Source organism: Streptomyces longisporoflavus, from assembly GCF_014649775.1.
GTDB classification, from domain to species: domain Bacteria; phylum Actinomycetota; class Actinomycetes; order Streptomycetales; family Streptomycetaceae; genus Streptomyces; species Streptomyces longisporoflavus.
Genome location: NZ_BMTR01000002.1, coordinates 464,424 through 490,307 on the forward strand (window position 1 = coordinate 464,424; position 25,884 = coordinate 490,307).

Consider the following 25,884-nt stretch of genomic DNA (forward strand, 5'->3'; position numbering starts at 1 on the left):
AGCAGTTTTACGGGCGAGCACTGTGCCGCACCGGCGCACGGGCGCGCCGAGGCGCTCTTGTTGCGTCCGGCGGCCCGTGCTATCCCTGCGTCGAAGACCGGGCCTGCTCGACTCACCGTGGACGGAGTTGCGGATGACGGCGTCCCTTCCCGGTGCGGCCGACGGGCCCGCCGACGCCCTCGGCTCGCCCCGCCTGCTGGCACGGCTGCTGTCCGGACCGTCCGGGATCGGAACCGGCTCCCTGCGTCTCGCGCCTGTCGCCGCCGAACCAGACACGCCCTCGTCCCCGCCGTCGCCCTCGCAACGCATCGAGGGCCTCTACAGCCCGCCCGCCGTACGGGACGACCGCGCGCTGGCCGACGAGATCAACGACCGCCTCGTCGAGTGGGCCGAGCAGGAAGTAGCCCTCTACCCGGACACAGACCACCGTGCGGCGCTCGTCGGCTTCGACCCCGGCCGGTCAGTGGTCCTGTGCCACCCGGACGCGCCGGACATCGACCACCTCATGGCCGCCGCCCGCCTGCTGGTCGGCGAGAACGCCGTGGACGACTACTTCTGCGAAGCCGAGTACGGCGGCCGCGCGGACCGGCGCGGCGCGGCCCTTGCCGTGGCCCAGTCCGCGATCGACCCCGCCCACAACATCCCCCGCTACGAAGCCGACTGGCGCTCCGGCCTCGCCTCCCACCCGGCGCTGCGCGCGATGCGATCCGCCATGGACCACCTGCGCGCCCTGGCCACCCCGGCGCAGGCCCACCGCTACCGGCACGACATCGCCGGGCTCTACCTCGGTTACAACGCCGAGGGCGACTGCGTCACCCAGCACCGCACCCCCGCGGTGTGGGAGTACCTGGTGCAAAGGCAGCTCAACAGCTTCCGCCCGTGCCTGACCATCACCGACGCCGTCGGGGGCTACGAACTGCCCGCCCAGCTCTTCGCGGAGCCCGCCGTGCAGCGCGCCGTCGCCCTGTCCTCCAACGCCGCGACCATCTGCAACGACCTCTACTCGCTGCGCAAGGAGCAGCAGGGCGAACGCTTCCACTACAGCCTGCCCACGGTGATCACCGCCGAGGAGAACTGCTCCGTCGAGGACGCCTTCCAGCAGGCGATCGAGGTCCACAACGACCTCGTACGCCTCTTCGAGGAGCAGGCCGCCGCCCTCTCCGTCACCGATCCGCTCGTCGCCCGGTTCATGACCGGCCTGGCGAACTGGGTGGGCGGCAACCACGAGTGGCACGCGGGACATGTCGGCACCCGTTACGCGACCTCGCCCTGAGATCCCCGAGCTCCCCGAGCTCCCCGAGTCAGGCCCGTGCGGCCTCACGGGCCTCGTCAGCTCACCGCCTGCCGCACGAGCTCCGCGATCCGCGCCTCGCCCTCGGCGGTCAGCCCCTTGAGGGCGTACGAGGCCGGCCACATGGCGCCGTCGTCGAGATCCGCCTTGTCGCTGAAGCCGAACGTCGCATACCTCGCGCTGAACTTCTGCGCGCTCTGGAAGAAGCAGACGACCTTGCCGTCCCTGGCGTACGCCGGCATCCCGTACCAAAGCTTCGGCGCGAGCTCCGGCACGTTCTCCTTGATCACGGCGTGGATCCGCTCGGCCATCACCCGGTCCGAGTCCCGCATCTCGGCGATCTTCGCGACCACGGCGGCCTCCTCCTCCGCCGCCTTGTCGGCGCGCGAGACGCGGCGCGCGGACGCCTTCAGCTCCCGGGCGCGCGCCTTCATAGCGTCGCGTTCCTCGTCGGTGAATCCGTCGAACTTCTCAGCAGTCGCAGTCATGGCAGTTTCCTTACGCGTGTGGGTCGATGGAAGCAGTGGCACTCAGGAGGAGCCGGTGCGACGGCTCCTCCCGGCGGAGGGTCATCCCCACGCGCCGGCGATCTGACGGGTCGAGGCGTTGAGCCGGTTGAACAGGTTGGTGACGCCGACCATCAGGACGAGGGCGGCCATCTGCTTCTCGTCGAAGTGGGTGGCAGTGGTGTCCCACACCTCGTCGCTCACCGCGTCGGGACGGTCGGCGAGCCGCGTCGCGGCCTCGGCGAAGGCGAGCGCCGCCCGCTCCGCTTCGCTGAAGTACGGGGCCTCGCGCCAAGCGGCGACCGTCGCGAGACGCTCGTCGCTCACGCCCGCCTTGCGGGCCGACTTGGCGCCGCCGTCGACGCAGGCGCTGCAGCCATTGATCTGGCTGACCCGCAGGTGGACCAGCTCAAGGGTCTGCGCGTCCATGCCGCCGGAGTGCACGGCCTTGATGAGGGACTGGATGGCGGGCATCGCGTCGGACAGGACGACGGCGGGGTTCTGCATACGGGACTGCATCTCGGTCTGCTCCTCGTTCCGCTTGGTCCCCGTTCCCCCGGGGCGTGACTCCATATCAGCCCGATCCGCCGGCCACGACCACGGCGATGGGACACCGTGGGACAGCTGGAACAGCCTTGAGCTGCGACGACATGGCCCGATAGGTTTCTGCCGACACGGGACACGGGGGTACTCGGTGGTTGAGCCACAACGCACGGCGCAGACGGACCCGCAACACGATCTCGCCGCCCGGCTGCGGCTGCTCCAGGAACTGTCCGGGCTCGGCGTCCGGGCCCTCGCGCGGGACACCGGCCTGAGCTCCTCGTCCCTGTCGCGCTACCTCAGCGGCCAGACCCCGCCGCCGTGGCCCGCGGTGATCGCGCTCTGCCGCCTCGTCAAACGCGACCCCCGCCCGCTGCGCCCCCTGTGGGAACGCGCCTCCAACCCCCTCCCCGCGCCCCCGAAGTCCAGCCGCCAGGGCAGGCCGAGGCCCCGCAACGACCTGCCGCGGGACGTGCCCGATTTCACCGGCCGCGAGGCCCAGCTCGCCGCCGTCCTTGCCGCGGTGGACAGCCACCGGGTGGTCGCCGTCGACGGCATGGCCGGCGTCGGCAAGACCTGCCTGGCGATGCACGCCGCGCACCGGCTCGCGGCCGACTACCCCGACGCCCAGCTCTATGTGGACCTGCACGGGTTCACCGAGGGCCGCGAGCCGCTCGACCCCGATTCGGCACTGCGGATGCTGCTCGGCGCCCTGGACGTGCCTTCCGAGAAGGTGCCGCGGGAAGGCGTCGAGCAGCTGGCCGCCTGCTGGCGCTCCGAGCTCGCCGACCGGCGGGTCGTCGTGGTGATCGACAACGCCGCCGACGCCGAGCAGGTCCGCCCGCTGCTGCCCGGCGCCGGGCCTTCCGTCGCCCTGATCACCAGCCGCAACCGGCTGATCGGCCTCGACGAGGTGCCGCCGGTCTCCCTCGACGTGCTGAGCCCGCAGGAGAGCGCGGAGTTCCTCGTCCGCGCCAGCGGCGACCCCGGTGGCGGCGACGGCCGCCTCGGCCGGGAGCCGGAGTCCGCCGCCGAGGTGCTGCGGCTGTGCGGCCACCTACCGCTGGCCCTGCGCCTCGCCGCGGCCCGGCTGCGGCACCGCCCCGGCTGGACGGTGGGCATCCTCGTCGAGCGGATGGCCGAGGGCGTGAGCGAGTTCGACACCGCCTTCGCCATGTCCGTACGGCAGTTGGACCGCTCCCAGGCCCGCCTGTTCCGGCTGCTCGGCCTGCTGCCGGGAGGTTCCTTCGACGCGTACCTGGCGGCCTCGCTGGCGGACGTGCCGCTGCACGACGCGCGGGCGATCCTCGATGACCTGGTCGACGCGCACCTCGTACAGGAGACGACCGCGGGCCGCTACCGCCTGCACGACCTGGTGCACCAGCACGCGCGACGGTCCTGCGCCGAGCAGGACTCGCCCGCCGAACGGCAGCGGGCGCTCGGCCGTTTCCTCGACTTCTACGTGCACGCGGCGGCCGCCGCCGACGCCGCGCTGCCTTTCCTGGCCCCCGGCCGGACCCCCTCCGCGGGCCGGCCCCCGGCCGCGCTGCCGCGGTTCGCGGACAAGCACGCGGCCTTCTCCTGGCTCGTCGCGGAGTACGAGAACATGGTGGCCGCCTTCGAGACGGCGTCCGCCGTCGGAGCCGACGCGCACGTGTGCGAGCTGCCGGGCTTCCTGCGGGCCTACTTCGCACGGCGCTGCGGCACCACGCACCTCAACGTGCTCTTCGAACGGTCGCTGGCCGCCGCCGAGCGCCTCGACGATCCGCTGCGACTCGCCGACGCGCACAGCAACCTCGGCTTCGCACGCTACAACGCGGGCCGCATGGCGGAGGCCGCCGCCTCGTACGAGGCGGCGCAGGCCCTGTTGAGCCGGGTGGGCGACACCGAAGCGGAAGCCGAACTGACGCTGCGGCGCGGCTACCTGAAGTGGGACGAGGGCGACGTCGACGAGCCGCTCGAACTCTTCCGTCTCGCGGGAAAGCTGTACGAGCAGGCCGGCAGCCGCACGGGCGCGGCCTATGCGACCGCCTCGGAGGCCTGGGCGATGCTGCAACTGGGGCACCGCGAGGAGGCGGCCCAGCGGGCCCGTGAGGTTCTCGCGGCACCCCACACCGACCCCGCCTGGCCGCCCGCCCTGACGGCGAGGATCACCCTCGGCGTGGCCATCTCCCACCAGGATCCCGACGAGGCGACGGACCACCTGCGGCAGGCGCTGGCGCTGGCCCGCGAGGACGGGCATCTGCACAACGAGGCGTGGTGCCTCAACTGCCTGGGCGTCGCGCTGCGGCTCATGGGCCGCCACGAAGAGGCACTGGAAAGCCACCGGAAAGCGTTCGCGCTCCTCGACGAGTTGTTCGAGGAGCAATGGAAGAGCCGCTTCCTCAACAGTTACGCCGAGACCTGCCGCCTGGCCGGCCTCCCCGAGGAAGCCCTGCGCCTGCACCAGCAGGCCCTGGAGCTGGCCCCCCGGCTGGGACACCGGTACGAGGAAGCGCAGGCCCACGCGGGAATCGCCGCCCTGCTCGACGCGTCGGATCGGACCGCTGCCGCGGACCACCGCACGGCGGGCCGGGCCGCCCCGCGGTCGTAGCCCCGCCCGCTCGCCAGGGGGCCGCGGGGCCCCGGACATACCGTGGGCGACCCCGATCGGGTCTCCCGTTCCGGGGACGTCAAACTCGTCTCCGACCATGCATTTTCACGGCCACAAGCGCTGGTTGCCAGACGTGCGTGACGTGCGGGATGGTTGCTTCACGGCAACGTTCCTTCGAGTGGATGAGGTGAGGGATTCGCCCAGCGAGTCCTCCATATTTGGTTTCTTCCCAAGCGCAGATCACAGCGCAGACAGGCACCGGCGCAGAGCATCGCTCCGCGTTGCGCCATGCCCCCTACCCCGTCTTCGTCGCTGACGGCCAGGGCACCCTTTTGCTGCGCAGCGACGCAGCCGGCGCGCTCCTGCCCGGAGCCCGCCCCGGGGCCGTCTTCACCGACGTGGTCCCCGCCTGGCTCTCCGCCGCGCACGACGCCCTGACAGAGCCCGGCCGACGCGCCGGCCGCGCGGTGCACACACCGGTCTCGGGCGCCATCAGCGAGCGCAGCTTCGAGGCGCACTCCAGCGTGCAGGACGACAACTCCGTGGTGTGGTGGCTGATCGACGACACCGACCACCAGCTGGTCCGCGACGCCCTGCAGATGGAACGCGAGCGGACCGAATTCCTGGCCAAGACGTCCAACCTGCTGCTCTCCTCGCTGAACCTGGAGCGCTGCATGGATGTGACGGCGCAGCTGGCCGCCGAGTACCTCGCCGACGCGGCCCTCGTCATCGCGCCCGCGCGAGGGCAGCGGCTGCCGGTGGTGTCCTGTCTGCGCGGCGACAGCCCCGTCCGCTCGCAGGAGTCCGCGGACCCCGATGACGTGCCCGGCCTCGACGAGGCGCTGCGCGGCTTTCCGCCGGTGCCTTCACGGTGGATCGACCCCGGCGTCGCACCGGACTGGATGGTGCCCGCGGACTTCGGTCCTGTCGGCTCGATAGTGATCACTCCGCTGCCCGGTCACGGCGTCGCCGCCGGCGCCCTCGTCCTGCTGCGCCGCTCCGGCACGGCGGCCTTCACCGAGGGCGAGGAGGTTTTCGCCCGGCTGTTCGCCACGCGCGCCGGAGCCGCCATGTCGGCGGCGCGCCTGTACGCGGAGCAGGCTGCGATCACCGAGGTGCTGATGCGCGAGCTGCTTCCCCCCTCACTGCACCAGATCTCCGGAGTCGACTTCTCGGGCGGCTACCGCCCCTCGGAGGACCACGAACGGATCGGCGGCGACTTCTACGACGTGCATCCCGCCGCCGTCGAGGGCGAGGCGTCACTCGTGGCGCTCGGGGACGTCTGCGGCAAGGGCCTGGAGGCCGCCGTACTGACCGGCAAGATCCGCAACACCCTGCATGCCCTGCTCCCCATGGCGGACGACCACCAGAGGATGATCAGCCTGCTCAACACGGCTCTGGTCAACTCCCATCACACCCGCTTCGCCACGCTGGTGCTGGCCTCCGCCATACGGGAGGGCAGCGGCGTGAACCTGCGGCTGACCAGTGCCGGCCATCCCCCGCCGCTGATCGTCCGCACGAGCGGCGAGGTGGAGGAGGCGGCGACGAGCGGCACGCTGGTGGGGGCGATCCCCGAGACCAGGGCCCGCACCGCCGCCGTCACTCTCGCGCCCGGTGACTCCTGCGTGCTCTACACGGACGGGATCACCGAGGCCAAGGGCGGTCCGCTGGGCGGGACCGAGTTCGGTGAGGAGCGCCTCCAGCGTGTCCTCGCGCAGTGCGCGGGCATGCCGTCCGAGGGCATCGTGGAGCATGTCCAGATGCTCGCCTCCCAGTGGGTCGGCAAGGGCAGGCACGACGACATGGCCGTCGTGGTGATCTCCGCGCCCCGCACGCAGCATCTCAGTGCGGTGAACGGCCGTACTCGGGGCAGGTACACCTCGTGACAACCCGAACTCCGTACCGGCCGTCCGCCGGCGAAGCGGTCGAAGACCTGGCAGCCGAGCTGTGGAAAGCCGTGTCCGCGGCCGACGAACGCGCCGCCACCGATGCGGTGCTGCGCGCTCTGGACGACGGCCTGGCGCCGGAGAGCGTGCTCATCGACGTGATCGCGTCGGTGCAGGGCAGGGTCGGCGAGGAGTGGGCCGCAAACCGGCTCACCGTGGCCGAGGAGCACGCCGCGACCGCCATCAACGAACGCGCCGTGGCGGCGCTCTCCGTGCACCCCGCCGCGCGGACGAACCCGGACCGGGGCAGGATCACGGTGGCCTGTGTGGACGGTGAATGGCATGCGCTGCCCGCCCGTCTGCTGGCCGAGGTCCTGAAGCTGCGCGGCTGGCACGTCGACTACCTCGGCGCGCAGGTCCCCTCCCCGCACCTCATCACCCACCTGCACCGCACCGACACCGACGTGGTCGCGCTCTCCGGCTCGATCGCGACCCGGCTGCCCGCCGCACACGCCGCGATCACCGCCTGCCAGGCCGTCGGCGTACCGGTGCTCGCCGGGGGAGCCGCCTTCGGGCCCGACGGCGAGTACGCGCGTCTGCTCGGTGCCGACGCCTGGGCGCCCGACGCCCGCGCCGCGGCCGACCGACTCGCCAGGGCGCCGCTGCCGCGCCCGCAGCACGATCACCAGCCCATCGACGACCTGCCCCACCTGGGCGACCAGGAATACAGCATGGTCTCGCGCAGCAGCACCTCGCTCGTGCGCACCGTCCTGACCGCTCTCGAAGACGCGTTCCCCGCCATGCGCGCCTACAGCGACCAGCAGCGTGAACGCACCGCGGAAGACCTCGCACACATCGTGGAATTCCTCGCCACCGCCCTCTACCTCGGCGACGCGGACCTCTTCACCCGGTTCATCACCTGGACCGCCCGCATCCTCACCGCCCGCGGCGTGCCCGCACACAGCCTTCCGCCGGCCCTGGACATCCTGGCCCGCGAACTCAAGGACTTCCCCAGAGCCGCCCGAACCCTCGAGCACGGCATCGACGCGCTCGCGCCCGACCACCGCAACACCGCCGGAAAGACCGTATGACCACGAAGCCACCCTCCTCCCTCCGCCTGACGACGGTCGACACCGAGGACACCGTCCGCATAGAGGTCCACGGCGACCTCGACTACGACAACGCCGACCACCTCCTGCTGGCCGTCACCGACAAGCTCGCCGAACACCCGCGTCTCGGGGACCTGCACCTGCACTGCGCGGGGCTCGAACTCGTCGACTCCATGGGTCTTTCGATCCTGCTGATGATCCACCGCAGGACCAGCGCGGCCGGCGTCCGCCTCCACCTGGACGACCGCCCCGCGAGGCTGGACCGGCTCCTGTCCCTCACCGGCACCCTGGAGCACTTCACGGCGCCCCTCACCGAAGGCGCGGAGGGCTCCCCCGGCAGCTCGGCAGAACCCCCGCAGACCGGCGGCGAAACAACCCCGGCCGGCCCGCGGGACCGCACCGCACCCCCCTGACGCCATCCACTTCCACTCCCTGACCAGGCACTGGAAGGGAGCCAGACCCACCACTGACGGGGCGCTCATGCCGACACGACACCCGACCACCCGCAGGTTCTCCCGCGAGGCCACCCGGTCCGCCGGCGACATCGTCGAACACCTCGACGTGATGTGGGAACACGCCAGAGAATCCGCCGCCCTCGCCCCCGTATCCGCCTCGCAACTACGGCTGATGTACCTCGTCGACCGCTCCGAGGGGATACGCATGCGGACCGTGTGCACCCGGCTCTCCACTGCCGCCCCCTCCGTCACCCGGATGTGCGACCGCCTCCAGGCCACCGGTTTCCTGGAACGGCTGCCGTGCCCCGGCAACGGCCGGGAAGTCACCCTGCGCCTCACGCCCGAGGGCAGAACGCACCTGCAGAGCATCCGCGACCAGCGCGAGGACGCCCTGCACCATGCCATCGACGCCCTCCCCCAGCCGGAACGCCGCGCCCTGGCCAAAGGCCTCGCGGGCCTCCACGCCCAACTCACGGCAGCAGCAGGGGCAGGGGCAGAAGCAGAGGAGGAGAGCAGACCCGGCTTCGTGCCTGCGGCTTGACGGCGGCTGGCCTCCGGCCTCGTAGGCCGCCCGCTGTGAGCCGGCCGTTTCGAGGGCCCGGCGAGGTAGACAACTTTCCATGGCCCGCACGTAGGTTGACCGCGCCTGTCAGTGCGGTGTCGGTGGCCGCTTACGCGTCGGTTCAGCCCCAGTAAGGGTTCGTCGTAGATGTTCGTCTCAACAGTGATCTCACTGTTCATCCAACGGGTTCATCGCTTACCGCCCTGCTGATCGGCATCTCACGTCGTCGCGACAAGAGGTTCCAAGGTCGTGATCACGGCATGCCGTGCGCTTAAGTACACGCATGCCGACCAGCGTTCAGCCACAGCCCACGTCGTCTCCCCCTGACCAGCAGGCGACGATCGATCTCTTCCTCGCCCGCTCGAAGCGGAGGAACGAGACAGTGCCGATCCGCCACTCCTTCGTTCAGCGCGGGCCGCGCGGGGAGTCGAGGCCCGGACCTCTGTCAGAGCTGGTGCGGCGTAACCAGTCACGAGCACTGGACCTTTACCTGCTCCTGTGCGCGGTGGCCGGGGCCGGGGACTACTCCGCCACCGACTGGGCCGCCAACTGGGCTCGCGCACTCGGGCTCTATGACCAGAAGGCCGGAACAACAGCGGTATCCAGGGCCTGGAAAACGCTCAAGGACTTGAATCTGGTCGAGTCGACCCGGGGCGAAGAGGGCAAAGCCAAGATCACCAAACTGCTGGAAGACGGTAGCGGTGATCCGTACCGGCCGCCGGGCAAGGGTGACTACTACTTTCAACTGCCCTTCTGGTACTGGCGCGATCGGCTCCACGAGAAGCTCACGCCACCGGGCAAGGCCATGCTCCTGATCGCCCTCGACATGCGCAGCGACGAGTTCGCCCTCGTTCAGGACAAGATCAGCGAGTGGTACGGGCCGTCACCCGAGAGCGTCAGGAAGGGCATTGACGAGCTCGTCTCCCACGGCGTGCTCTACATCGCCCGGTACGAGTGGTTCCACACTCTCCGCTCGAAGACCGGCCAGACAGCCCGCCCGCTCTACCGCTTCGTCCTCAAGTACACGCCCCCCGGCCTCAAGTCCGCCGGCCTCCAGCCCTCGGCCGAGTAACCCGCTCGCCGAGTTCACCACCGCACTGCCCTCCACGGCTGCAACCAAAGAGAGGACAGTGCGGCGAACCCCCGGAAAATCCGGGAGCAAGGAGGTCGCCGTAATGGCCACCTACGAATCCGATGTTAACCACCGCGCGTGCCTGCAGCGCCCCCCGCATCCGCTCTCTCCCCGGTGCGGGAAGATCTGTGTCGTCGTCATCATCCTGGCCGTTCTTGCCTGCCAGTTCTCGCCAGACGCCACAGCGGTGGATGGCGCGAGCCTGTGGCTCAGCATCCTGCTGTCGTTCTTCCCGCTCGACCAGGCCATCGGTGTCCGGCATCGGCGCCGCACACTGCGGCGCTCGGTGCTCCGGATCCAGACCTGACCCCTCCGACGTGGCTGCCCGGGGCTTCGGCCGCGGGCAGCCGCCCCGGCCATGAGCCGGCGCGCGCCGACCGCGACCGCGGAGCACTTTTGGACGTCCGCTAGCCGAGGAAACTCATCCGCACCTGCCGGTCGGGGTTGTCGACATTGGTGTCCACCAGGCACACGGACTGCCACGTCCCCAGCTCCAGGCGGCCCTCCAGGACCGGCAGCGTCGCATGCGGCGGTACCAGGGCCGGCAGGACGTGGTCGCGGCCGTGGCCGGGGCTGCCGTGGCGGTGCTGCCAGCGGTCGTCGGCGGGAAGCAGGGTGTGCAGTGCGGCGAGGAGGTCGTTGTCGCTGCCCGCGCCCGTCTCGAGGATCGCGACGCCGGCGGTCGCATGCGGGACGAAGAGGTTGAGGAGGCCGTCGCGGCCGCCTGCCACCTCGCGCAGGAAACCCTGGCAGGCCTCGGTGAGGTCGAAGACCTTCTCCTCCGAGCCGGTGGTGACGTTCAGGACACGTGTGGTGAAAGCGTCGGACATGGGTTCATCTTCCCTCACGCAGCTCCCGTTCGCTGATACGTGACGTCCGCCTTTCGAGACGGCATTGACCGTACGCCGACGAGCTGGCTACGTTCTGCGGCATGTTGCGTTCAGCTCTGCTCACCACGCGCGGTCACATCGACCTGCTGCGGGTGGCTTCCGCTGCGTGTCGCCGAGGCTGCTGACGCTCTTTCGGCTTCAGCCCTCCCCCATTTCCACCCTTCGCGCCACTCGCGCCACAGGCCCTGCTTGCACCCTTGGCGTTCCGCGCGTTTCCGTGTCCTGACGCCTCGGCGCGGCTGCGTCCGATCCAGCCGTCCCCCGCCCCGGCCTCTCGGGCATCGGCATCCCTTCCTCTGCCCCTCCCTCCTGCCCTGCCATGGAGCACCCTTGAGCATCAGCCATGCCCCGCCGGATCCCGTATCCGACATTCCGGGTATATCCAAGTCGGATGATTCCGCTGAGCCCGTCGAAGGCCCCGGCGCCGCCACCCGGTCGGCCGAACCCGAGCCTGTGCCCGCGTCCGAGCCCGAGCTCGTCCCCATCGTCCCCGCCTCCACCCGCCGCGCCCGCGTCCCCCGCTGGCTCCGCCGTACCTCCGGACCTCTCGCGCTCCTCGCCCTGTGGCAAGTCCTCAGCTCCACAGGGACGTTGAGCGCCGACATCCTCGCCTCGCCGGGGACCATCGCCGGTGTCGGCCGTGACCTCCTCGCCGACGGCTCACTGACCTCGGCCATGGGGGTCTCCCTGCAGCGGGTCGCGGTGGGGATGCTGCTCGGCACCCTCGTCGGGACCTCGCTGGCGCTCGTCGCAGGGCTCTTCCGCGTCGGAGAGGACCTTGTCGACGCCAGCGTGCAGATGCTGCGCACCGTGCCCTTCGTCGGACTCATCCCGCTGTTCATCATCTGGTTCGGCATCGGCGAGGCGCCCAAGGTCGCCATCATCACCCTCGGCGTGTCCTTCCCGCTCTACCTGAACGTGTACGCGGGCATACGCGGGGTCGACTCCCAGCTCATCGAGGCCGGGGAATCACTCGGGCTCTCTCGGTGGGGGCTCGTGCGCCACGTCATCCTGCCGGGTGCGCTACCGGGTGCGATGACCGGCCTTCGCTACTCCCTCGGCATCGCCTGGCTCGCCCTGGTCTTCGCCGAGCAGATCAACGCGGACTCCGGGATCGGCTTCCTGATGGTCCAGGCGCGTGACTTCCTGCGGACCGATGTGATCGTCGTCTGCCTGATCGTCTACGCCTTCCTCGGCCTCATCGCCGACTTCATCGTCCGCACCCTCGAAAGGCTGCTGCTGCAATGGCGACCGACGTTCACCGGCCGGTGACCACCGCTTCCCCCACCACGCAGGCGGCTTCGGCCGTACGCGTCGAAGGGCTCACCCGCGCCTTCGACGGGCGCGCCGTCATCGACCGCCTCGATCTCGACGTGCGGCCGGGCGAGTTCGTGGCGCTGCTCGGGCGCAGCGGCTGCGGCAAGTCGACCCTGCTGCGCATCCTCGCCGGGCTCGACCGTGACATCGAGGGGACCGTCCTCGTGCCGCGCCGCAAGGCCGTCGCGTTCCAGGCTCCCCGGCTCATGCCCTGGAAGCGAGTGTGGCGCAACGTTCTGCTCGGTCTGCCGGGCAGCCCCGAACGCGGCCTGGCCGAAAGGGCGTTGGAGGAGGTCGGGCTCAAGCACCGTACGAACGCCTGGCCCAAGACGCTCTCCGGCGGCGAGGCCCAGCGCGCCTCACTGGCCCGTGCCCTGGTGCGCGAGCCCGATCTGCTGCTGCTCGACGAGCCGTTCGGCGCGCTCGACGCGCTCACCCGCATCAAGGCCCAGCGGCTCGTCGACGAACTGTGGCAGCGGCGCGGCTGCGCGGTCCTGCTCGTCACGCACGACGTCGAGGAGGCCGTGCTCCTCGCCGACCGGGTGCTCGTCATGGACGCGGGAGTCATCGCGTACGAGACCGAGATCGATCTGGACCGGCCGCGCGGGATCTCCGATCCGCGCTTCGGCGAGCTGCGTGCCGAACTGCTGCGGCGTCTCGGCGTCGACGCGGACGACGGCTCCGCGGAGACCGCCGCCGCGGCCTGAACTATCCGCAAACCCCCTCCCCGCACAGCACGAACACACCGAACGGACTCACCATGCGACGACACATCGCCGCCCCCGCCCTGCTCGTCCCCCTGGCCCTGCTGCTCGCCGCATGCTCCGGCTCCCCCGCCGCGAGCACCTCGTCCGCGGGCTCGGGCGGCGGAACCGACGGCAAGGGCTCGCTCACCCTCAACGTCGGTGACCAGAAGGGCGGTTCGGAGGCCGTGCTGCGTGCGGCCGGGGAGCTCGACGACCTGAAGTACAAGATCCGCTGGTCCACGTTCACCTCGGGTCCTCCCCTCCTCGAAGCCATCAACGCCAAGGCCGTGGACATCGGCGGCGTCGGCAACACACCGCCCGTCTTCGCCGCGGGAGCGAACTCGAAGATCTCCGTGGTGGCCGCCTACCACGGCACCGCGACGGGCGAGGCGATTCTCGTCCCGAACGACTCGCCCCTGAAGAGGACCGACGACCTCAAGGGCAAGTCCGTCGCCGTGACGCAGGGTTCCTCGGCGAACTACCAGCTGATCGCCTCCCTCAGGGAGGCGGGGCTCGGCATCAAGGACGTCGACGTCAAGTATCTGCAGCCCGCGGACGCTCTCGCCGCGTTCACCAGCGGCAAGGTCGACGCCTGGGCGGTCTGGGACCCGTACACCTCGCAGGTCCTCGAGAGCAAGAAGGGGCGTGTGCTGACCGACGGCGAAGGCCTGGTCAACGGGCTCAGCTTCCAGGTGGCGGCGCCCGGCGCGCTGGAGGACAAGAAGAAGTCCGCGGCTGTCGCCGACTACCTCAAGCGGCTGCGCAAGGCCCAGGACTGGGTCTACGACCACCCAAAGGAGTGGGCCAAGGTCTGGGCGAAGGACACCGGCCTGCCCTACGAGGTCGCGCTGGCCGCCGTCAAGCGCAGCAACGGCACCCGGGTCCCGGTGGCCGTGGACAAGAACGTGGTCACCTCCGAGCAGGAGATCGCGGACACCTTCACCGACCTGAAGCTCGTACCGCGCCGCGTCGACTTCGGCGACTTCGTCGACACCCGCTTCAACGGCGGCCTGCCGCCCTCGACCAGCAAGCCGCGCACGTACAACAAGGAGTCCTGACGATGACCGTCCACCTCAACTGGTTCCTGCCGACCGGCGGCGACGGCCGCACCCTGGTCGACCGGCACGCCTACACCGACGGCGGGGTCAAGCGCTCCCGCGTCACCCCGGTCAGCGGGGTGCGCGCTCCCGACATCGACTATCTGGTCCAGATCGCCAAGGCGGCCGAGCAGGTGGGCTTCGAGGCGGTCCTGACCCCCACCGGCACCTGGTGCGAGGACGCCTGGCTGACGACGGTGGCCCTGGCCCAGCACACGGAGCGGCTCAAGTTCCTGGTGGCGTTCCGGCCCGGCGTCATCTCTCCCGTGCTGGCCGCGCAGATGGCGGCCACATATCAGCGCATCACGCGCGGGCGTCTGCTCCTGAACGTCGTCACGGGCGGCGACTCGACCGAGCAGCGCCGCTTCGGCGATCACCTCGACCACGATCGCCGCTACGCCCGTACCGATGAGTTCCTGTCCGTCGTACGAGGTGTGTGGAGCGGGAAGCCCTTCGACTTCCACGGCGAGCACTACGACGTGGAGGGCGGCCTTACGGCGCTGCCGCCGGACCCGCTGCCGGAGATCTTCTTCGGTGGCTCGTCGGCCGCGGCCGGCCCTGTCGCCGCGCGGCACACCGATGTGTATCTGACGTGGGGTGAGCCGCCGGAGCAGGTCAAGCAGAAGATCGACTGGATTCGCGGGCTCGCCGAGGAGCAGGGGCGCACGGTCCGCTTCGGCATCCGGCTGCACACCATCTCGCGGGACTCCGCCACCGAGGCGTGGGCCACCGCCAACCGGCTGCTTGACGACCTCGATCCGGACACCATCGCCGCCGCGCAGCAGGCGCTCGGCCGCAGCGAGTCCGTCGGCCAGCAGCGGATGCTGGCGCTGCACGGCGGTTCGCGCGAGGACCTGGAGATCTCGCCGAACCTGTGGGCGGGTGTCGGTCTCGTGCGGGGCGGCGCGGGCACCGCGCTGGTCGGCAGTCACGCGGACGTCGCCGACCGGATCGAGGAGTATCACGCGCTGGGTGTCGAGCACTTCGTGCTCTCGGGCTATCCGCATCTGGAGGAGGCGTACTGGTTCGGTGAGGGCGTGATCCCGGATCTGGCGGCGCGCGGGCTGCTGCCCCGGATTCCGGCGGCGCAGCCGGGCCCGGCGCCCGCGGCCAACGGTGGCCCGGCCACCGGGGGCCCGGTCGCCGCTCGGGGCGGCGCGCCGCTCCTGGTGGCGGGCGGGCGCTGAACCGTACGCCGGCCGGGGGAAGATCCCGGGCCCCGATGGAGTTAGTAGAAACGTGAACGACATCGGGGCACGGGACGCCGCCGCACACACAGCGGCGCAACAGGTGGACGCGCTGGTCATAGGCGCCGGTCAGGCGGGTCTGTCCAGCGCCTATCACCTGCGCAGGGCCGGCTTCGCGCCGGACCGCGACTTCGTCGTCCTGGACCATTCGCCGCACCCCGGCGGCGCCTGGCAGTTCCGCTGGCCCTCGCTCACCTACGGCAAGGTGCACGGGATGCACTCGCTGCCCGGCATGGAGCTGACCGGCGCCGATCCCGCGCGGCCCTCTTCGGACGTCATCCAGGAGTACTTCGAGGAGTACGAGCGGCATTTCGACCTGCGGGTGCACCGGCCCGTCGACGTACGCCGGGTGCGCGAGGGCGACGGCGGGCGGCTCCTGGTGGAGACGTCGGCCGGGACCTGGGCGACCCGCACCCTGATCAATGCCACGGGGACGTGGGACCGGCCGTTCTGGCCGCGCTATCCGGGGCAGGACATTTTCCGCGGGCGGCAGTTGCACACGGCCGTCTATCCGGGGCCCGAGGCATTCGAGGGGCAGCGGGTGATCGTCGTGGGCGGGGGCGCTTCGGGCACCCAGCATCTGATGGAGATCGCTCCGTACGCCGCCACGACCACCTGGGTCACCCGGCGCCCGCCCGTCTTCCGCGAGGGCCCCTTCGACGAGAACCGGGGACGCTCGGCCGTCGCCCTGGTCGAGGAGCGGGTACGCCAGGGGCTCGCGCCGCAGAGCGTGGTGTCCGTGACGGGACTGCCCCTCAACGACGCCGTCCGGCAGGCGCGGGCGGACGGAGTGCTCGACCGGCTGCCGATGTTCGACCGCATCACGCCGAGCGGCGTGGAATGGGACGACGGGCGGCGTGTCGATGCCGACGTCATCCTCTGGGCCACCGGTTTCCGGGCGGCCGTCGAGCACTTGGCGCCGCTGCGGCTGCGCGAGCCGGGCGGCGGCATCCGTGTCGAGGGCACCAGGGCCGCCGCCGATCCGCGCGTCCATCTGGTGGGCTACGGCCCGTCGGCCAGCACGATCGGCGCGAACCGCGCGGGCCGGCAGGCGGTGCGGGACATCCGGCGGCTGCTGGCGGAGGCGCCGGTCACGGTGTGAGTGCCGCGACCGGCGTCCGCCGTCCGGGGCGCGGCTAGCTGTTCTGCTTGTTCTCGTCCTTGCCGTCGCCGTCGTCGTTGCCGTCTTCGTCCTTGCTCTTGTTCTTGTTGAACTCCGCCACGTTCTTGCGCTGCTCCTCGAAGCTCGACGTGAAGCGGGTGTCGCCCGGCTTAACCGTCACGAAGTACAGCCAGTCGCCCTGCGTCGGGCTGGTCGCCGCGCGCATGGCCTCCTCGCCGGGGTTGCCGATCGGGGTCGGGGGCAGGCCCATGCGCGTGTACGTGTTGTAGGGGCTGTTGATCTTCGTGTCGCTGTCGCGGGTGTTCAGCGTCGAGCGGTTCAGGGCGTAGTTGATCGTCGAGTCCATCTGCAGGGGCATGCCCTGTTCGAGACGGTTGTAGATGACGCGGGCCACCTTGCCCATGTCCTCCTTGGAGCCCGCCTCGGCTTCGATCATGCTGGCGATGGTGACGGTCTGATAGACGTTCACGGCGTTGCGGTCGGCGCCCGCGGTGACCTGGCCGCCGCTGAAATTCTTGGTGGCCGTGTTCACCATGTACGAGAGCATGGACGCGGGGGTCGACTTCTCGCCGATGGGATACGTCGCCGGGAAGAGGTAGCCCTCGGGATTGCCGCCCGCGTCGTCGGGGAGTTTGAGGGCGGCATGGGGGATGGCCTTCTTCGTGGTGCCGGGCGGCACGTCGAGGGCCTTGTCGACAGCCCCGTACACCTGGCTCGAACGCCAGCCCTCCGGGATGGTCAGCGTCTGGGGACGAGCACTGTCGTCGGGGAGCAGCAGCGGCACCGCCACGGCGGTGACCGCCGCGACGGTTCCGGTCGCGATCAGGGCGATTCGGCCCCGACGCGTCAGTCGAATCGTGCCCCGGCGCGGAGTCTTGGTCTGCAGCATACGGGCACATTAGCCCTCAAATGCGGACACACCGAGCATATTTTCATGTCGCGGGCTCAAGTTGGGCGTCCCGGCGTACCAGGGCGGCGTAGCGGCCGTCTCTGGCCAGGAGCTCCTCGTGGGTGCCGCGCTCGGCGGTCCGTCCGGCCTCGAGGACCACGATCTGGTCGGCGCCGCGGACCGTGGAGAGCCGGTGGGCGATCGTCAGGGTGGTCCGGTCGGCGGACAGGGCGTCGATGGCGTCCTGCACGGCACGCTCGGTGTGCGTGTCCAGGGCGCTGGTCGCCTCGTCCAGAATGAGCACGGGCGGATCGCGCAGGATCGTACGAGCGATGGCCAGGCGCTGCTTCTCGCCTCCGGAGAAGCGGTGGCCGCGCTCGCCGACCACCGTGTCGTACCCCTCGGGCAGGGAGGCGATGTGGTCGTGGATCTGGGCCGCGCCCGCGGCCGCGATCAGCTCCTCGTCCGTGGCGTCGGGCTTGGCGAAGCGCAGGTTCTCGGCGACGGAGGCGTGGAAGAGATACGTCTCCTGGGAGACCACTCCCACCGCACGGGCCAGCGAGTCGAAGTCCAGGTCGCGCACGTCCACGCCGTCGATGGTGACGCGGCCACCCGTGACGTCGTACAGCCGCGGGACCAGGTAGCTGAGGGTTGACTTTCCCGAGCCGGTGGGGCCGACGACGGCCAGGCTGCCGCCTGCGGGGACGGTGATGTCGATGCCGTCGAGGATGGGGCGGCCGCGGTCGTCGTCCCCGTCGTAGCGGAACTCGACGTCCTCGAAGCGCACTTCGCCCTTGATCTTGTCCAGGCGCACGGGGTGCTCGGGCTCGGTGATGTCGACGGAGAGGTCGAGATACTCGAAGATGCGCTGGAAGAGCGCCAGCGAGGTCTGGATCTGCACGCCGGTGGAGAGCAGGCTCACGGTGGGCCGGAACAGTCCCTGCTGGAGCGAGACGAAGGCGACGAGCGTGCCGATCGAGACGGTCGGGCCGCCCATCTGGAAGGCCAGGCCCGCGGTCCAGTAGATGACGGCGGGCATGGCGGCCATGACGATCGAGATGACGGCCATGCGCCAGCGCCCCGCCATGTTCGAGCGGATCTCCAGGTCGACGAGTCGCTCGGACTCGTCGGCGAAGGTCTTGGTGAGCGAGTCGGAGCGGCCCATCGTGCGGCCGAGCAGGATGCCGCTGACGGAGAGCGATTCGGTGACCGTCGCGGCCATCGCCGCCATCTGCTTCTGCCGCTGGGTGGCTATCTTCTTGCGCTCGCGGCCGACCCGGCGGCTGATCCACACGAAGACGGGCAGCAGGAGCAGCGAGACGACGGTCAGGCGCCAGTCGAGGGCGAGCATCGCGACGATGGTGGCGATCACGCTGGTGAGGTTCGAGACCAGGGAGGTGGCGGTGGAGGTGACCGTCGCCTGCATGCCGCCGATGTCGCTGGCGATGCGGGACTGGACCTCGCCGGTGCGGGTCCTGGTGAAGAAGGCGAGCGACATGCTCTGCAGACGGCCGTAGACGGCGGTGCGCAGGTCGTGCATGACGCGCTGCCCGACCGTCGTGCTGATCAGGGTCTGCAGGACGCCGAAGACGCTGGTGACGACCGCGCTGAGGATCATTCCGAGGGCGAGCAGGCTCAGCAGGCCCGTACGTCCCTGCGGGATCGCGGTGTCGAGGATCTCCTTCAGCAGGAAGGGGGTGGCGACCGAGACCAGCGAGGCCGCGCCGACCAGCAGGCCGACGATCGCGAGACGGGCGCGGTAGGGACGGAAGAGGCGCAGGATGCGGCGGATCTGCCGCGGCTGTTCCTCCTGGCCGGAGGCCGCGGGCTGAGGTGTCCACGTGGGTTCGTCGTGACGCATGGGCTCCTACGGTCAGGTGAGACGGCCGCCGGCAGAGATGCGGCCGACGATGGTCGAGAGAGCATAACTCACTGTTACCTATACTCACAATGCACTAGGTCCTGATATTGTTCCCGCATGGACACCCCGGACGCCGACGGACTGCTCGCCGAACAGCTGCTGCGGCTGACCCGCAGGCTGCACCGCATCCAGAAGCGCCACCTGGTGCCGATCGGCATCACCCCGGCCCAGTCCCGCCTGCTGCGCACCCTCGTGCAGTACGACACTCCGCCGCGCATGGCCGACCTCGCCCAGCACCTCGAAGTGGTCCCGCGTGCCGTGACGAGCCTGGTCGACGCCCTGGAGGCGGGTGATTTCGTGCGCCGCGTCCCCGATCCCGCCAACCGCCGGGTGATCCGCATCGAGCTCACGGACGCGGGGCGCAAGGCTCTCAGGCAGCTGCGCAGCGCGCGCCGGGCCGCCGCGGAGGACATCCTGGCCCCACTGGACGCCGAGCAGCGCGAGCAGCTGGGCGGCCTGCTGAACGCGCTGTTCGACGTGCCGGAAGTCCGCCGCTGCTGACACCGCCGGCCACCCGGGACCGACGACCGTACGACCCCGCCGAGGAGAGCCCATGCCGATGCTGGAGCCCAAGCCGCACTCTCTGCGCCCCACGCGACGCGCGGAGGCCCCGGCCCACGATCGGGTGCCGGACCGGCAGGCGGCGGGCACCCCCGAGCCGCTGCGCTCGGAGCTGACCGCGCTCCTGGGCGCGGACAAGGTCCTGACGAAGATCTCCGACCTCGTGCGGTACGCCTCCGACGCGAGCCCCTACCGCTTCGTGCCGCAGGTCGTGGTCGTCGCGGAGGACATCGACGACATCTCCGCCGTCCTGTCCTACGCGCACGGCAGAAGCCGCGAGGTCGTCTTCCGCGCGGCGGGCACCTCGCTCAACGGCCAGGCCCAGGGCGAGGACATCCTGGTCGACGTGCGCAAGCACTGGGCGGGCATCGAGGTCATCGGGAAGGGCGAGCAGGCGCGCATCGGCCCCGGCACGACGGTGGTGCGGGCCAACGCCACGCTCGCCCGGCACGGACGCGTACTCGGTCCGGACCCCGCGAGCGCCATCGCCTGCACGATCGGCGGGGTCGTCGCGAACAACGCCTCGGGGATGACGGCGGGCACCAGCCGCAACTCGTATCGCACGGTGGCCTCGCTCACCTTCGTCCTGCCCACGGGCACGGTCGTGGACACCGCGGAGCCGGACGCCGACGAACAGCTGGCGCACGCCGAGCCGGCCCTGTGCGAGGGACTGCTGGCGATCAAACGGGAGATCGAGGCGGACCCGGAGCTCACCGCCCGCATCCGCGCCAAGTACGAGATCAAGAACACGAACGGCTACCGCCTGGACGCCTTCCTGGACGGCGCGACCCCCGTGGAGATCCTGCGCGGCCTGATGGTCGGCTCGGAGGGCACCTTCGGCTTCATCTCCGAGGTCGTCTTCGACACGCTGCCGCTGGACCGGCACGTCACCACGGCCCTGCTGTTCTTCCCCTCGCTGCCCGCCGCCGCGGCGGCCGTCCCCCTCTTCAACGAGGCGGGCGCGCCGGCCGTCGAGCTGATGGACGGCAACACCCTGCGCGCCTCGACCAGCGTGGCCGGGGTGCCCGCCGACTGGGCACGGCTCCCGAAGTCGACGGCCGCGCTCCTGGTGGAGTTCCGCGCACCGGACGAGGCGGGCCAGGAGGCGTACGAAGCGGCGGCCGCCAAGGTCGTCGAGGGGCTCGAACTCGTCGCCCCGGTCGCCTCGGTGACCAACACCTTCACCCGCGACCCCAAGACGATCGGGAGCTACTGGAAGGCCCGCAAGGCGTTCGTGACGGCGGTCGGCGGCTCGCGCCCCTCGGGGACGACACTGATCACCGAGGACTTCGCGGTGCCGCCGTCGCGCCTGGCCGACGCCTGCGAGGCGCTGCTGGAGCTGCAGACGCGGCACAGGTTCGACGCGGCCGTCGCGGGGCATGCCGCGCACGGCAATCTGCACTTCCTGCTCGCCTTCGACGCGGCCCTGCCCGCGGACGTGGCGCGCTATGCCGCGTTCATGGACGAGTTCTGCCGGCTGACCGTCGAGCGCTTCGACGGCTCGCTCAAGGCCGAGCATGCCACGGGACGCAACATCGCCCCGTTCCTGGAGCTCGAATGGGGGCCGAAGGCCACGGAGTTGATGTGGCGCACCAAGCAGGTCATCGACCCGGACGGGGTGCTCGCGCCGCGCGTCGTCCTCGACCGCGACCCCGAGGCCCACCTTCGCGGCCTGAAGACGATCCCCAAGGTGGAGCTGATCGCGGACCCCTGCATCGAGTGCGGCTTCTGCGAACCGACCTGCCCCAGCGAGGACCTGACGACGACCCCGCGCCAGCGGATCGTGCTCCGCCGCGAGATGATGCGCCAGGCCGCCGGTTCCCCGGTCGAGGACGGCCTCGTCGAGGCGTACGGATACGACGCCGTGGACACCTGCGCCGGCGACTCCACCTGCAAGCTGGCCTGCCCGGTGGGCATCGACACGGGCGCCCTGATGAAGGACTTCCGCCACGCCCGGCATTCGCCGCGCGAGGAGAAGGTGGCCGCGTTCACCGCCAAGAACTTCAAGGCGGTCGAGGCCGCGGCCCGGCTCGCGGTGGGCGCCGCCGACCGCATCAGCGACCGGCTCCTGACCTCCGTGACGCGCACCGCCCGCAAGGCCGTACGCCCCGATCTGGTCCCCGAGTGGCTGCCGGACATCCCCGGTGCGGCCGCCCGCAAGCTGCCGCGCACCGCGCGCGTGGGCGCGAGCGCCGTCTACTACCCCGCGTGCGTCAACCGCATCTTCGCCGGCCCCGGTGACCGCTCCCTGCCCGAGGCGGTGGTCGCCGTCTCCGCGCGTGCGGGGCGGCCCGTGTGGATTCCCGGGGATGTCGCGGGGACGTGCTGCGCCACGATCTGGCACTCCAAGGGGTACGACGAGGGCAACGCGCTGATGGCCAACCGCATCGTCGAGGCGGCCTGGGGCTGGACCGCGGGCGGCAGGCTGCCCCTGGTGGTGGACGCCTCGTCGTGCACGCTCGGCATCGCGCACGAGGTCGTGCCCTATCTCACCGACGACAACCGCAAGCTGCACCATGAGCTGACCGTCGTCGACTCTCTGGTCTGGACCGCGGACGAACTGCTCCCCCACCTGACCGTGCACCGCACCGTCGGCTCCGCCGTCCTGCACCCCACCTGCTCCATGAGCCACCTCGGCGACGAGGCACAGCTGCGTACCGTCGCCGAGGCGTGCGCGGACGAAGTGGTGGTCCCCGACGACGCGGGCTGCTGCGCCTTCGCCGGCGACCGCGGCATGCTGCACAAGGAACTGACGGAGTCGGCCACGCGCAGGGAAGCGGCGGAGGTCAGCGCCCGCGCCTTCGACGCGCACCTCTCGGCGAACCGCATGTGCGAGGTGGGCATGGACCACGCCACGGGCCGCACCTACTACTCCGTACTCCTGGAGCTGGAGCGCGCCACACGCCCGGAATGACATAAGTCCAACTCCCTGGCCACTTCGGTCCCTTGCGCCACGGTCGCCCCCGCATCAGGGTGGCATCCGTTCAGCGCAGGCATCCAAGCCACGGAGGTCCGATGCACGACGAGCACGCGATACCGAACCCTGACGAGTCCGCGACCCCTGACGACTCCGCCGACGGCACCTCACGCCGCGCCGTACTGCGCACCGCGGGCATCGCCGGAGCCGGACTCGGTCTGGGCGCCCTCACCGGCGGTACGGCCCACGCCGACGCCCCGCAGGGCGCGCCCGCCGCGGCGGCCACGGCCGCCGAGGCGCCGCCGCGCAAGGGCAAGACCATGGTCGGCGTACCGTTCGAGCGGCGTTCCACGGTGCGTGTGGGCATCGTCGGGCTCGGCAATCGCGGCGGCAGCATGATCGACCTGTTCCTGGCGATCCCCGGGGTCAAGGTCGTCGCGCTCTGCGACCCGGTCAAGGACAAGACCGCGGCCGCCGCGAAGAAGGTCACCGCCGCGGGCCAGCCCGCCCCGGCGACGTACACCAAGGGCGATCACGACTTCGAGAACCTGTGCAAGCGCGGTGACATCGACTTCGTGTACGTGGCGACGCCCTGGGACTGGCACTTCGACATGGCCAAGACGGCCATGCTCAACGGCAAGCACGTCGGCGTGGAATGTCCCGTCGCCCTCCAGCTCGACCAGCTGTGGGAACTGGTCGACCTCTCCGAGCGCACCCGCAGACACTGCATGCAGCTGGAGAACTGCTGCTACGGCAAGAACGAGATGCGTGTCCTGCGCATGGCCCACGCGGGCAAGTTCGGCGACCTGCTGCACGGGGCGGGCGCCTACAACCACGACCTGCGCGGATTGATGTTCGACCCGGACTACTACGAAGGTCCCTGGCGGCGCCTGTGGCACACGCGGCTGCGCGGCGACCTCTACCCCAACCACGGCTTCGGTCCGGTCTCCAACTACATGGACATCAACCGCGGCGACCGCGTCACGCACATCTCCAGCTTCGGCACGCCCGCCCTCGGTCTCGCCGAGTACCGCAAGGCGCACATGCCCGCGGGCGACCCGAGCTGGAAGGAGACGTACATCGAGAGCGACCGCACCATCAGCCTCGTCCAGACGGCGAAGGGGCGGGTGATCCGCCTGGAGCACGACGTTTCCACGCCCCACCCCTACAGCCGCATCAACAGCCTCGGCGGCACCAAGGGCGTCTTCGAGGACTACCCCGAGCGCATCTACCTCGAGCCGGACCACACGAACGACGAGTGGGGCGACTTCGGCAAATACGCCGAGGAGTTCGACCACTGGCTGTGGAAGGAGCACGCCAACCCGCCGGGCGGGCACGGCGGCATGGACTACATCATGATCTTCCGTCTGATGCAGACCATGCAGCTGGGCCTCGTGCCGGACTTCGACGTCTACGACGCCGCGGTCTGGACGTCGCCCGTCCCCCTGAGCCATCTCTCGATCAAGGCGAAGGGCGCGCCGCAGGCGATCCCGGACTTCACTCGCGGGATGTGGAAGAAGGCGCGTCCGGGAGTGGACTCGGAGAAGCCGCAAGCGTAAGGGACTTGGGCCCGGCGGTGCGCGCATCGGCGCTGCCGGGCTCCTGCGTCCCTTCCGTCTGTTCCGGCACGAAGGCGATCTCGCCGCCCAGGACCTTCTTCGCCCGCGCCGTGTCCAGTGCGCCCTCCCAGCGCGAGACCACGAAGACGGCCACGCAGTTGCCGAGCAGGTTCGTGGCCACGCGCATGGCGTCCATGATGCGGTCCACGCCGAGCAGCAGGGCGACCGCGCCGGCCGGGATGACCCCGAGCGCGGAAGCGGTCGCGGACAGCGCGAGGAACGCCGAACCGGGCACGCCCGCCATGCCCTTGCTGGTCAGCATCAGGACGAGGACGACGGTGATCTGCTGCCCGAGGCTCAGGTCCACGCCCACGGCCTGTGCGATGAACAGCGTGCCGACGGAGAGGTAGATCGAGGCGCCGTCGAGGTTGAAGGAGTAGCCCGTGGGCAGGACCAGGCCCACCGCGTCGTCGCGGCAGCCGGCCTGGCGCAGCTTCTGCATCATGCGCGGCATGACGGCCTCGCTGGAGGCCGTGCCGAGCGCGAGCAGCATTTCCTCGCGCGTGTAACGGACGAACTTCCACAGGCTCAGGCCGGTCAGTGCCTTCAGGGCCACGCCGAGCAGGACGAGGAAGAGCAGGGCCACGGCGTAACAGACACCGATGAGCTTGCCGTACGTCGTCAGGGCACCGAGCCCGTACTCCCCCACCAGATGCGCGGTCGCTCCGAACACGGCGAGCGGAGCCAGCTTCATGATGAAGCCGACGATCGCGAAGACGATCTCCTGGCCCTGCTCGATGACGGGCAGGATCGCGGGCACCTTCGTGTGGCCCAGGTGCAGCAGGGCCGCGCCCACCAGGCAGGACAGGACGAGGACTTGGAGCAGTGAATTCTCGGCGAAGGCGCCGATGGCGCTGTCGGGCAGCGAGTGCAGGATGAACTCGCTGGTCGAGGGCAGTTCGCCGCCGCCGGTCTTCTCGTCGACGGCGGAGGCGTCGAGTGTGGAGGGGTCGACGTTCATGCCGGTGCCGGGGCTGACGAGATTCCCGGCGAGCAGGCCGACGACGAGGGCGACCGTGGTGGCGACCTCGAACCAGATGAGGGCCTTGATCCCGATGCGGCCGAAGGCCTTGAGGTCGCCGGCCTTGGTGATGCCGGCGACGACCACGCAGAACACGAGCGGGGCGATCATCGCCTTGATGAGACGTACGAAGCCGTCGCCGAGCGGCTGGACGGCTGTGCCCGCGTCGGGCCACAGCCTTCCGACGAGGACTCCGAGCACCAACGCGCAGGCGACCTGCGCGAACAGTGAGGTTCGCAATGTGCGTGCTACGCGTCGCGGTATGGACGGTACGGACTGCGGCACGGGCACTCCTGTAGTGAGGCTCCAACTTGCTTCTGCCATACGGAAATTTCTTTCCGCGAGGCGTCACTATGGTGGAATGCCCGCTTCCGCAAAAGACCTACAGATCACATCGGCGTAAATCTTGGATCTTGCTCCAAACCGCGTGCTCCGAACCGGGGGCCGCGGGCCGCGGCGAAG

The 25,884-nt window shown here is 70.5% G+C and carries 23 protein-coding genes; 17 read left to right on the forward strand and 6 right to left on the reverse strand.

Going from position 1 to position 25,884, the window contains the following annotated elements:
• Positions 1 to 133 precede the first annotated feature (133 nt).
• Complete coding sequence (locus IE226_RS06090) at positions 134 to 1,273, forward strand: family 2 encapsulin nanocompartment cargo protein terpene cyclase (RefSeq protein WP_190079959.1); 1,140 nt, start codon at positions 134 to 136, stop codon at positions 1,271 to 1,273.
• A 56-nt stretch (positions 1,274 to 1,329) separates the two neighbouring features.
• Here the strand turns inward: IE226_RS06090 and IE226_RS06095 are convergent, their stop codons facing one another.
• Positions 1,330 to 1,779, reverse strand: a complete 450-nt coding sequence (locus IE226_RS06095) for an iron chaperone (RefSeq protein ID WP_190079960.1) — start codon at positions 1,777 to 1,779, stop codon at positions 1,330 to 1,332.
• Between the two features lie 81 nt (positions 1,780 to 1,860).
• On the reverse strand, positions 1,861 to 2,316 hold the full coding sequence (locus tag IE226_RS06100) for a carboxymuconolactone decarboxylase family protein (protein WP_190079961.1): 456 nt from the start codon (positions 2,314 to 2,316) through the stop codon (positions 1,861 to 1,863).
• A 175-nt stretch (positions 2,317 to 2,491) separates the two neighbouring features.
• Here IE226_RS06100 and IE226_RS06105 point away from each other — a divergent pair, with 175 nt between their 5' ends.
• The 7 genes from IE226_RS06105 (at position 2,492) to IE226_RS06135 (ending at position 10,381) form a co-directional block, all read left to right on the forward strand.
• Positions 2,492 to 4,930, forward strand: a complete 2,439-nt coding sequence (locus tag IE226_RS06105; RefSeq protein WP_229870522.1) for a tetratricopeptide repeat protein — start codon at positions 2,492 to 2,494, stop codon at positions 4,928 to 4,930.
• A 281-nt stretch (positions 4,931 to 5,211) separates the two neighbouring features.
• Entirely contained in the window at positions 5,212 to 6,816 is a 1,605-nt protein-coding gene (locus tag IE226_RS06110; protein ID WP_229870524.1) for a PP2C family protein-serine/threonine phosphatase, read from the forward strand.
• Positions 6,813 to 7,907 carry a cobalamin B12-binding domain-containing protein gene (locus IE226_RS06115; RefSeq protein ID WP_190079963.1) on the forward strand — a complete coding sequence of 365 codons (1,095 nt, stop codon included), beginning with the start codon at positions 6,813 to 6,815 and terminating at the stop codon, positions 7,905 to 7,907. Before IE226_RS06110 ends, IE226_RS06115 begins: the two co-directional genes overlap by 4 nt.
• Positions 7,904 to 8,338 (forward strand): STAS domain-containing protein, encoded by a 435-nt coding sequence (locus IE226_RS06120; protein WP_190079964.1) that lies wholly within the window; start codon positions 7,904 to 7,906, stop codon positions 8,336 to 8,338. The genes IE226_RS06115 and IE226_RS06120 overlap by 4 nt, the downstream gene beginning before the upstream one ends.
• Positions 8,339 to 8,405: 67 nt before the next feature.
• The gene (locus IE226_RS06125; RefSeq protein WP_190079965.1) at positions 8,406 to 8,921 is read left to right on the forward strand and encodes a MarR family winged helix-turn-helix transcriptional regulator; all 516 of its coding nucleotides are present in this window, start codon (positions 8,406 to 8,408) and stop codon (positions 8,919 to 8,921) included.
• Between the two features lie 304 nt (positions 8,922 to 9,225).
• Entirely contained in the window at positions 9,226 to 10,014 is a 789-nt protein-coding gene (locus IE226_RS06130) for a hypothetical protein (RefSeq protein ID WP_190079966.1), read from the forward strand.
• Positions 10,015 to 10,117: 103 nt separating this feature from the next.
• Positions 10,118 to 10,381, forward strand: coding sequence for a hypothetical protein (locus tag IE226_RS06135; protein ID WP_190079967.1), 264 nt, complete (start codon positions 10,118 to 10,120; stop codon positions 10,379 to 10,381).
• Between the two features lie 100 nt (positions 10,382 to 10,481).
• Here the strand turns inward: IE226_RS06135 and IE226_RS06140 are convergent, their stop codons facing one another.
• Positions 10,482 to 10,904 (reverse strand): secondary thiamine-phosphate synthase enzyme YjbQ, encoded by a 423-nt coding sequence (locus tag IE226_RS06140; RefSeq protein WP_190079968.1) that lies wholly within the window; start codon positions 10,902 to 10,904, stop codon positions 10,482 to 10,484.
• A 101-nt stretch (positions 10,905 to 11,005) separates the two neighbouring features.
• On the opposite strand from IE226_RS06140, the gene IE226_RS45200 reads away from it, so the two are divergent.
• The 6 genes from IE226_RS45200 (at position 11,006) to IE226_RS06165 (ending at position 16,473) form a co-directional block, all read left to right on the forward strand.
• Positions 11,006 to 11,089, forward strand: a complete 84-nt coding sequence (locus tag IE226_RS45200; RefSeq protein WP_349817350.1) for a putative leader peptide — start codon at positions 11,006 to 11,008, stop codon at positions 11,087 to 11,089.
• A 205-nt stretch (positions 11,090 to 11,294) separates the two neighbouring features.
• Complete coding sequence (locus tag IE226_RS06145; protein ID WP_190079969.1) at positions 11,295 to 12,236, forward strand: ABC transporter permease; 942 nt, start codon at positions 11,295 to 11,297, stop codon at positions 12,234 to 12,236.
• On the forward strand, positions 12,209 to 12,988 hold the full coding sequence (locus IE226_RS06150) for an ABC transporter ATP-binding protein (RefSeq protein WP_190079970.1): 780 nt from the start codon (positions 12,209 to 12,211) through the stop codon (positions 12,986 to 12,988). The genes IE226_RS06145 and IE226_RS06150 overlap by 28 nt, the downstream gene beginning before the upstream one ends.
• 53 nt (positions 12,989 to 13,041) lie before the next feature.
• Complete coding sequence (locus tag IE226_RS06155) at positions 13,042 to 14,085, forward strand: ABC transporter substrate-binding protein (protein ID WP_190079971.1); 1,044 nt, start codon at positions 13,042 to 13,044, stop codon at positions 14,083 to 14,085.
• Between the two features lie 2 nt (positions 14,086 to 14,087).
• Positions 14,088 to 15,311 (forward strand): LLM class flavin-dependent oxidoreductase, encoded by a 1,224-nt coding sequence (locus tag IE226_RS06160; protein WP_190079972.1) that lies wholly within the window; start codon positions 14,088 to 14,090, stop codon positions 15,309 to 15,311.
• Between the two features lie 52 nt (positions 15,312 to 15,363).
• Positions 15,364 to 16,473, forward strand: coding sequence for an NAD(P)-binding domain-containing protein (locus IE226_RS06165; protein ID WP_190079973.1), 1,110 nt, complete (start codon positions 15,364 to 15,366; stop codon positions 16,471 to 16,473).
• Positions 16,474 to 16,507: 34 nt separating this feature from the next.
• Here the strand turns inward: IE226_RS06165 and mltG are convergent, their stop codons facing one another.
• Together mltG and IE226_RS06175 are read right to left on the reverse strand one after the other, a co-directional pair.
• The gene (gene mltG, locus IE226_RS06170; RefSeq protein WP_190080099.1) at positions 16,508 to 17,380 is read right to left on the reverse strand and encodes an endolytic transglycosylase MltG; all 873 of its coding nucleotides are present in this window, start codon (positions 17,378 to 17,380) and stop codon (positions 16,508 to 16,510) included.
• Positions 17,381 to 17,426: 46 nt separating this feature from the next.
• Entirely contained in the window at positions 17,427 to 19,244 is a 1,818-nt protein-coding gene (locus IE226_RS06175; protein ID WP_190079974.1) for an ABC transporter ATP-binding protein, read from the reverse strand.
• Between the two features lie 117 nt (positions 19,245 to 19,361).
• Here IE226_RS06175 and IE226_RS06180 point away from each other — a divergent pair, with 117 nt between their 5' ends.
• The 3 genes from IE226_RS06180 (at position 19,362) to IE226_RS06190 (ending at position 24,341) form a co-directional block, all read left to right on the forward strand.
• Positions 19,362 to 19,805 carry a MarR family winged helix-turn-helix transcriptional regulator gene (locus tag IE226_RS06180; protein ID WP_190079975.1) on the forward strand — a complete coding sequence of 148 codons (444 nt, stop codon included), beginning with the start codon at positions 19,362 to 19,364 and terminating at the stop codon, positions 19,803 to 19,805.
• A gap of 52 nt (positions 19,806 to 19,857) precedes the next feature.
• On the forward strand, positions 19,858 to 22,779 hold the full coding sequence (locus IE226_RS06185; protein ID WP_190079976.1) for an FAD-binding and (Fe-S)-binding domain-containing protein: 2,922 nt from the start codon (positions 19,858 to 19,860) through the stop codon (positions 22,777 to 22,779).
• 101 nt (positions 22,780 to 22,880) lie between these two features.
• Positions 22,881 to 24,341 carry a Gfo/Idh/MocA family protein gene (locus IE226_RS06190; RefSeq protein WP_190079977.1) on the forward strand — a complete coding sequence of 487 codons (1,461 nt, stop codon included), beginning with the start codon at positions 22,881 to 22,883 and terminating at the stop codon, positions 24,339 to 24,341.
• Here IE226_RS06190 and IE226_RS06195 read toward each other — a convergent pair.
• Positions 24,280 to 25,707 carry a cation:dicarboxylate symporter family transporter gene (locus IE226_RS06195; RefSeq protein ID WP_229870526.1) on the reverse strand — a complete coding sequence of 476 codons (1,428 nt, stop codon included), beginning with the start codon at positions 25,705 to 25,707 and terminating at the stop codon, positions 24,280 to 24,282. The genes IE226_RS06190 and IE226_RS06195 overlap by 62 nt on opposite strands.
• Positions 25,708 to 25,884: the final 177 nt, after the last annotated feature.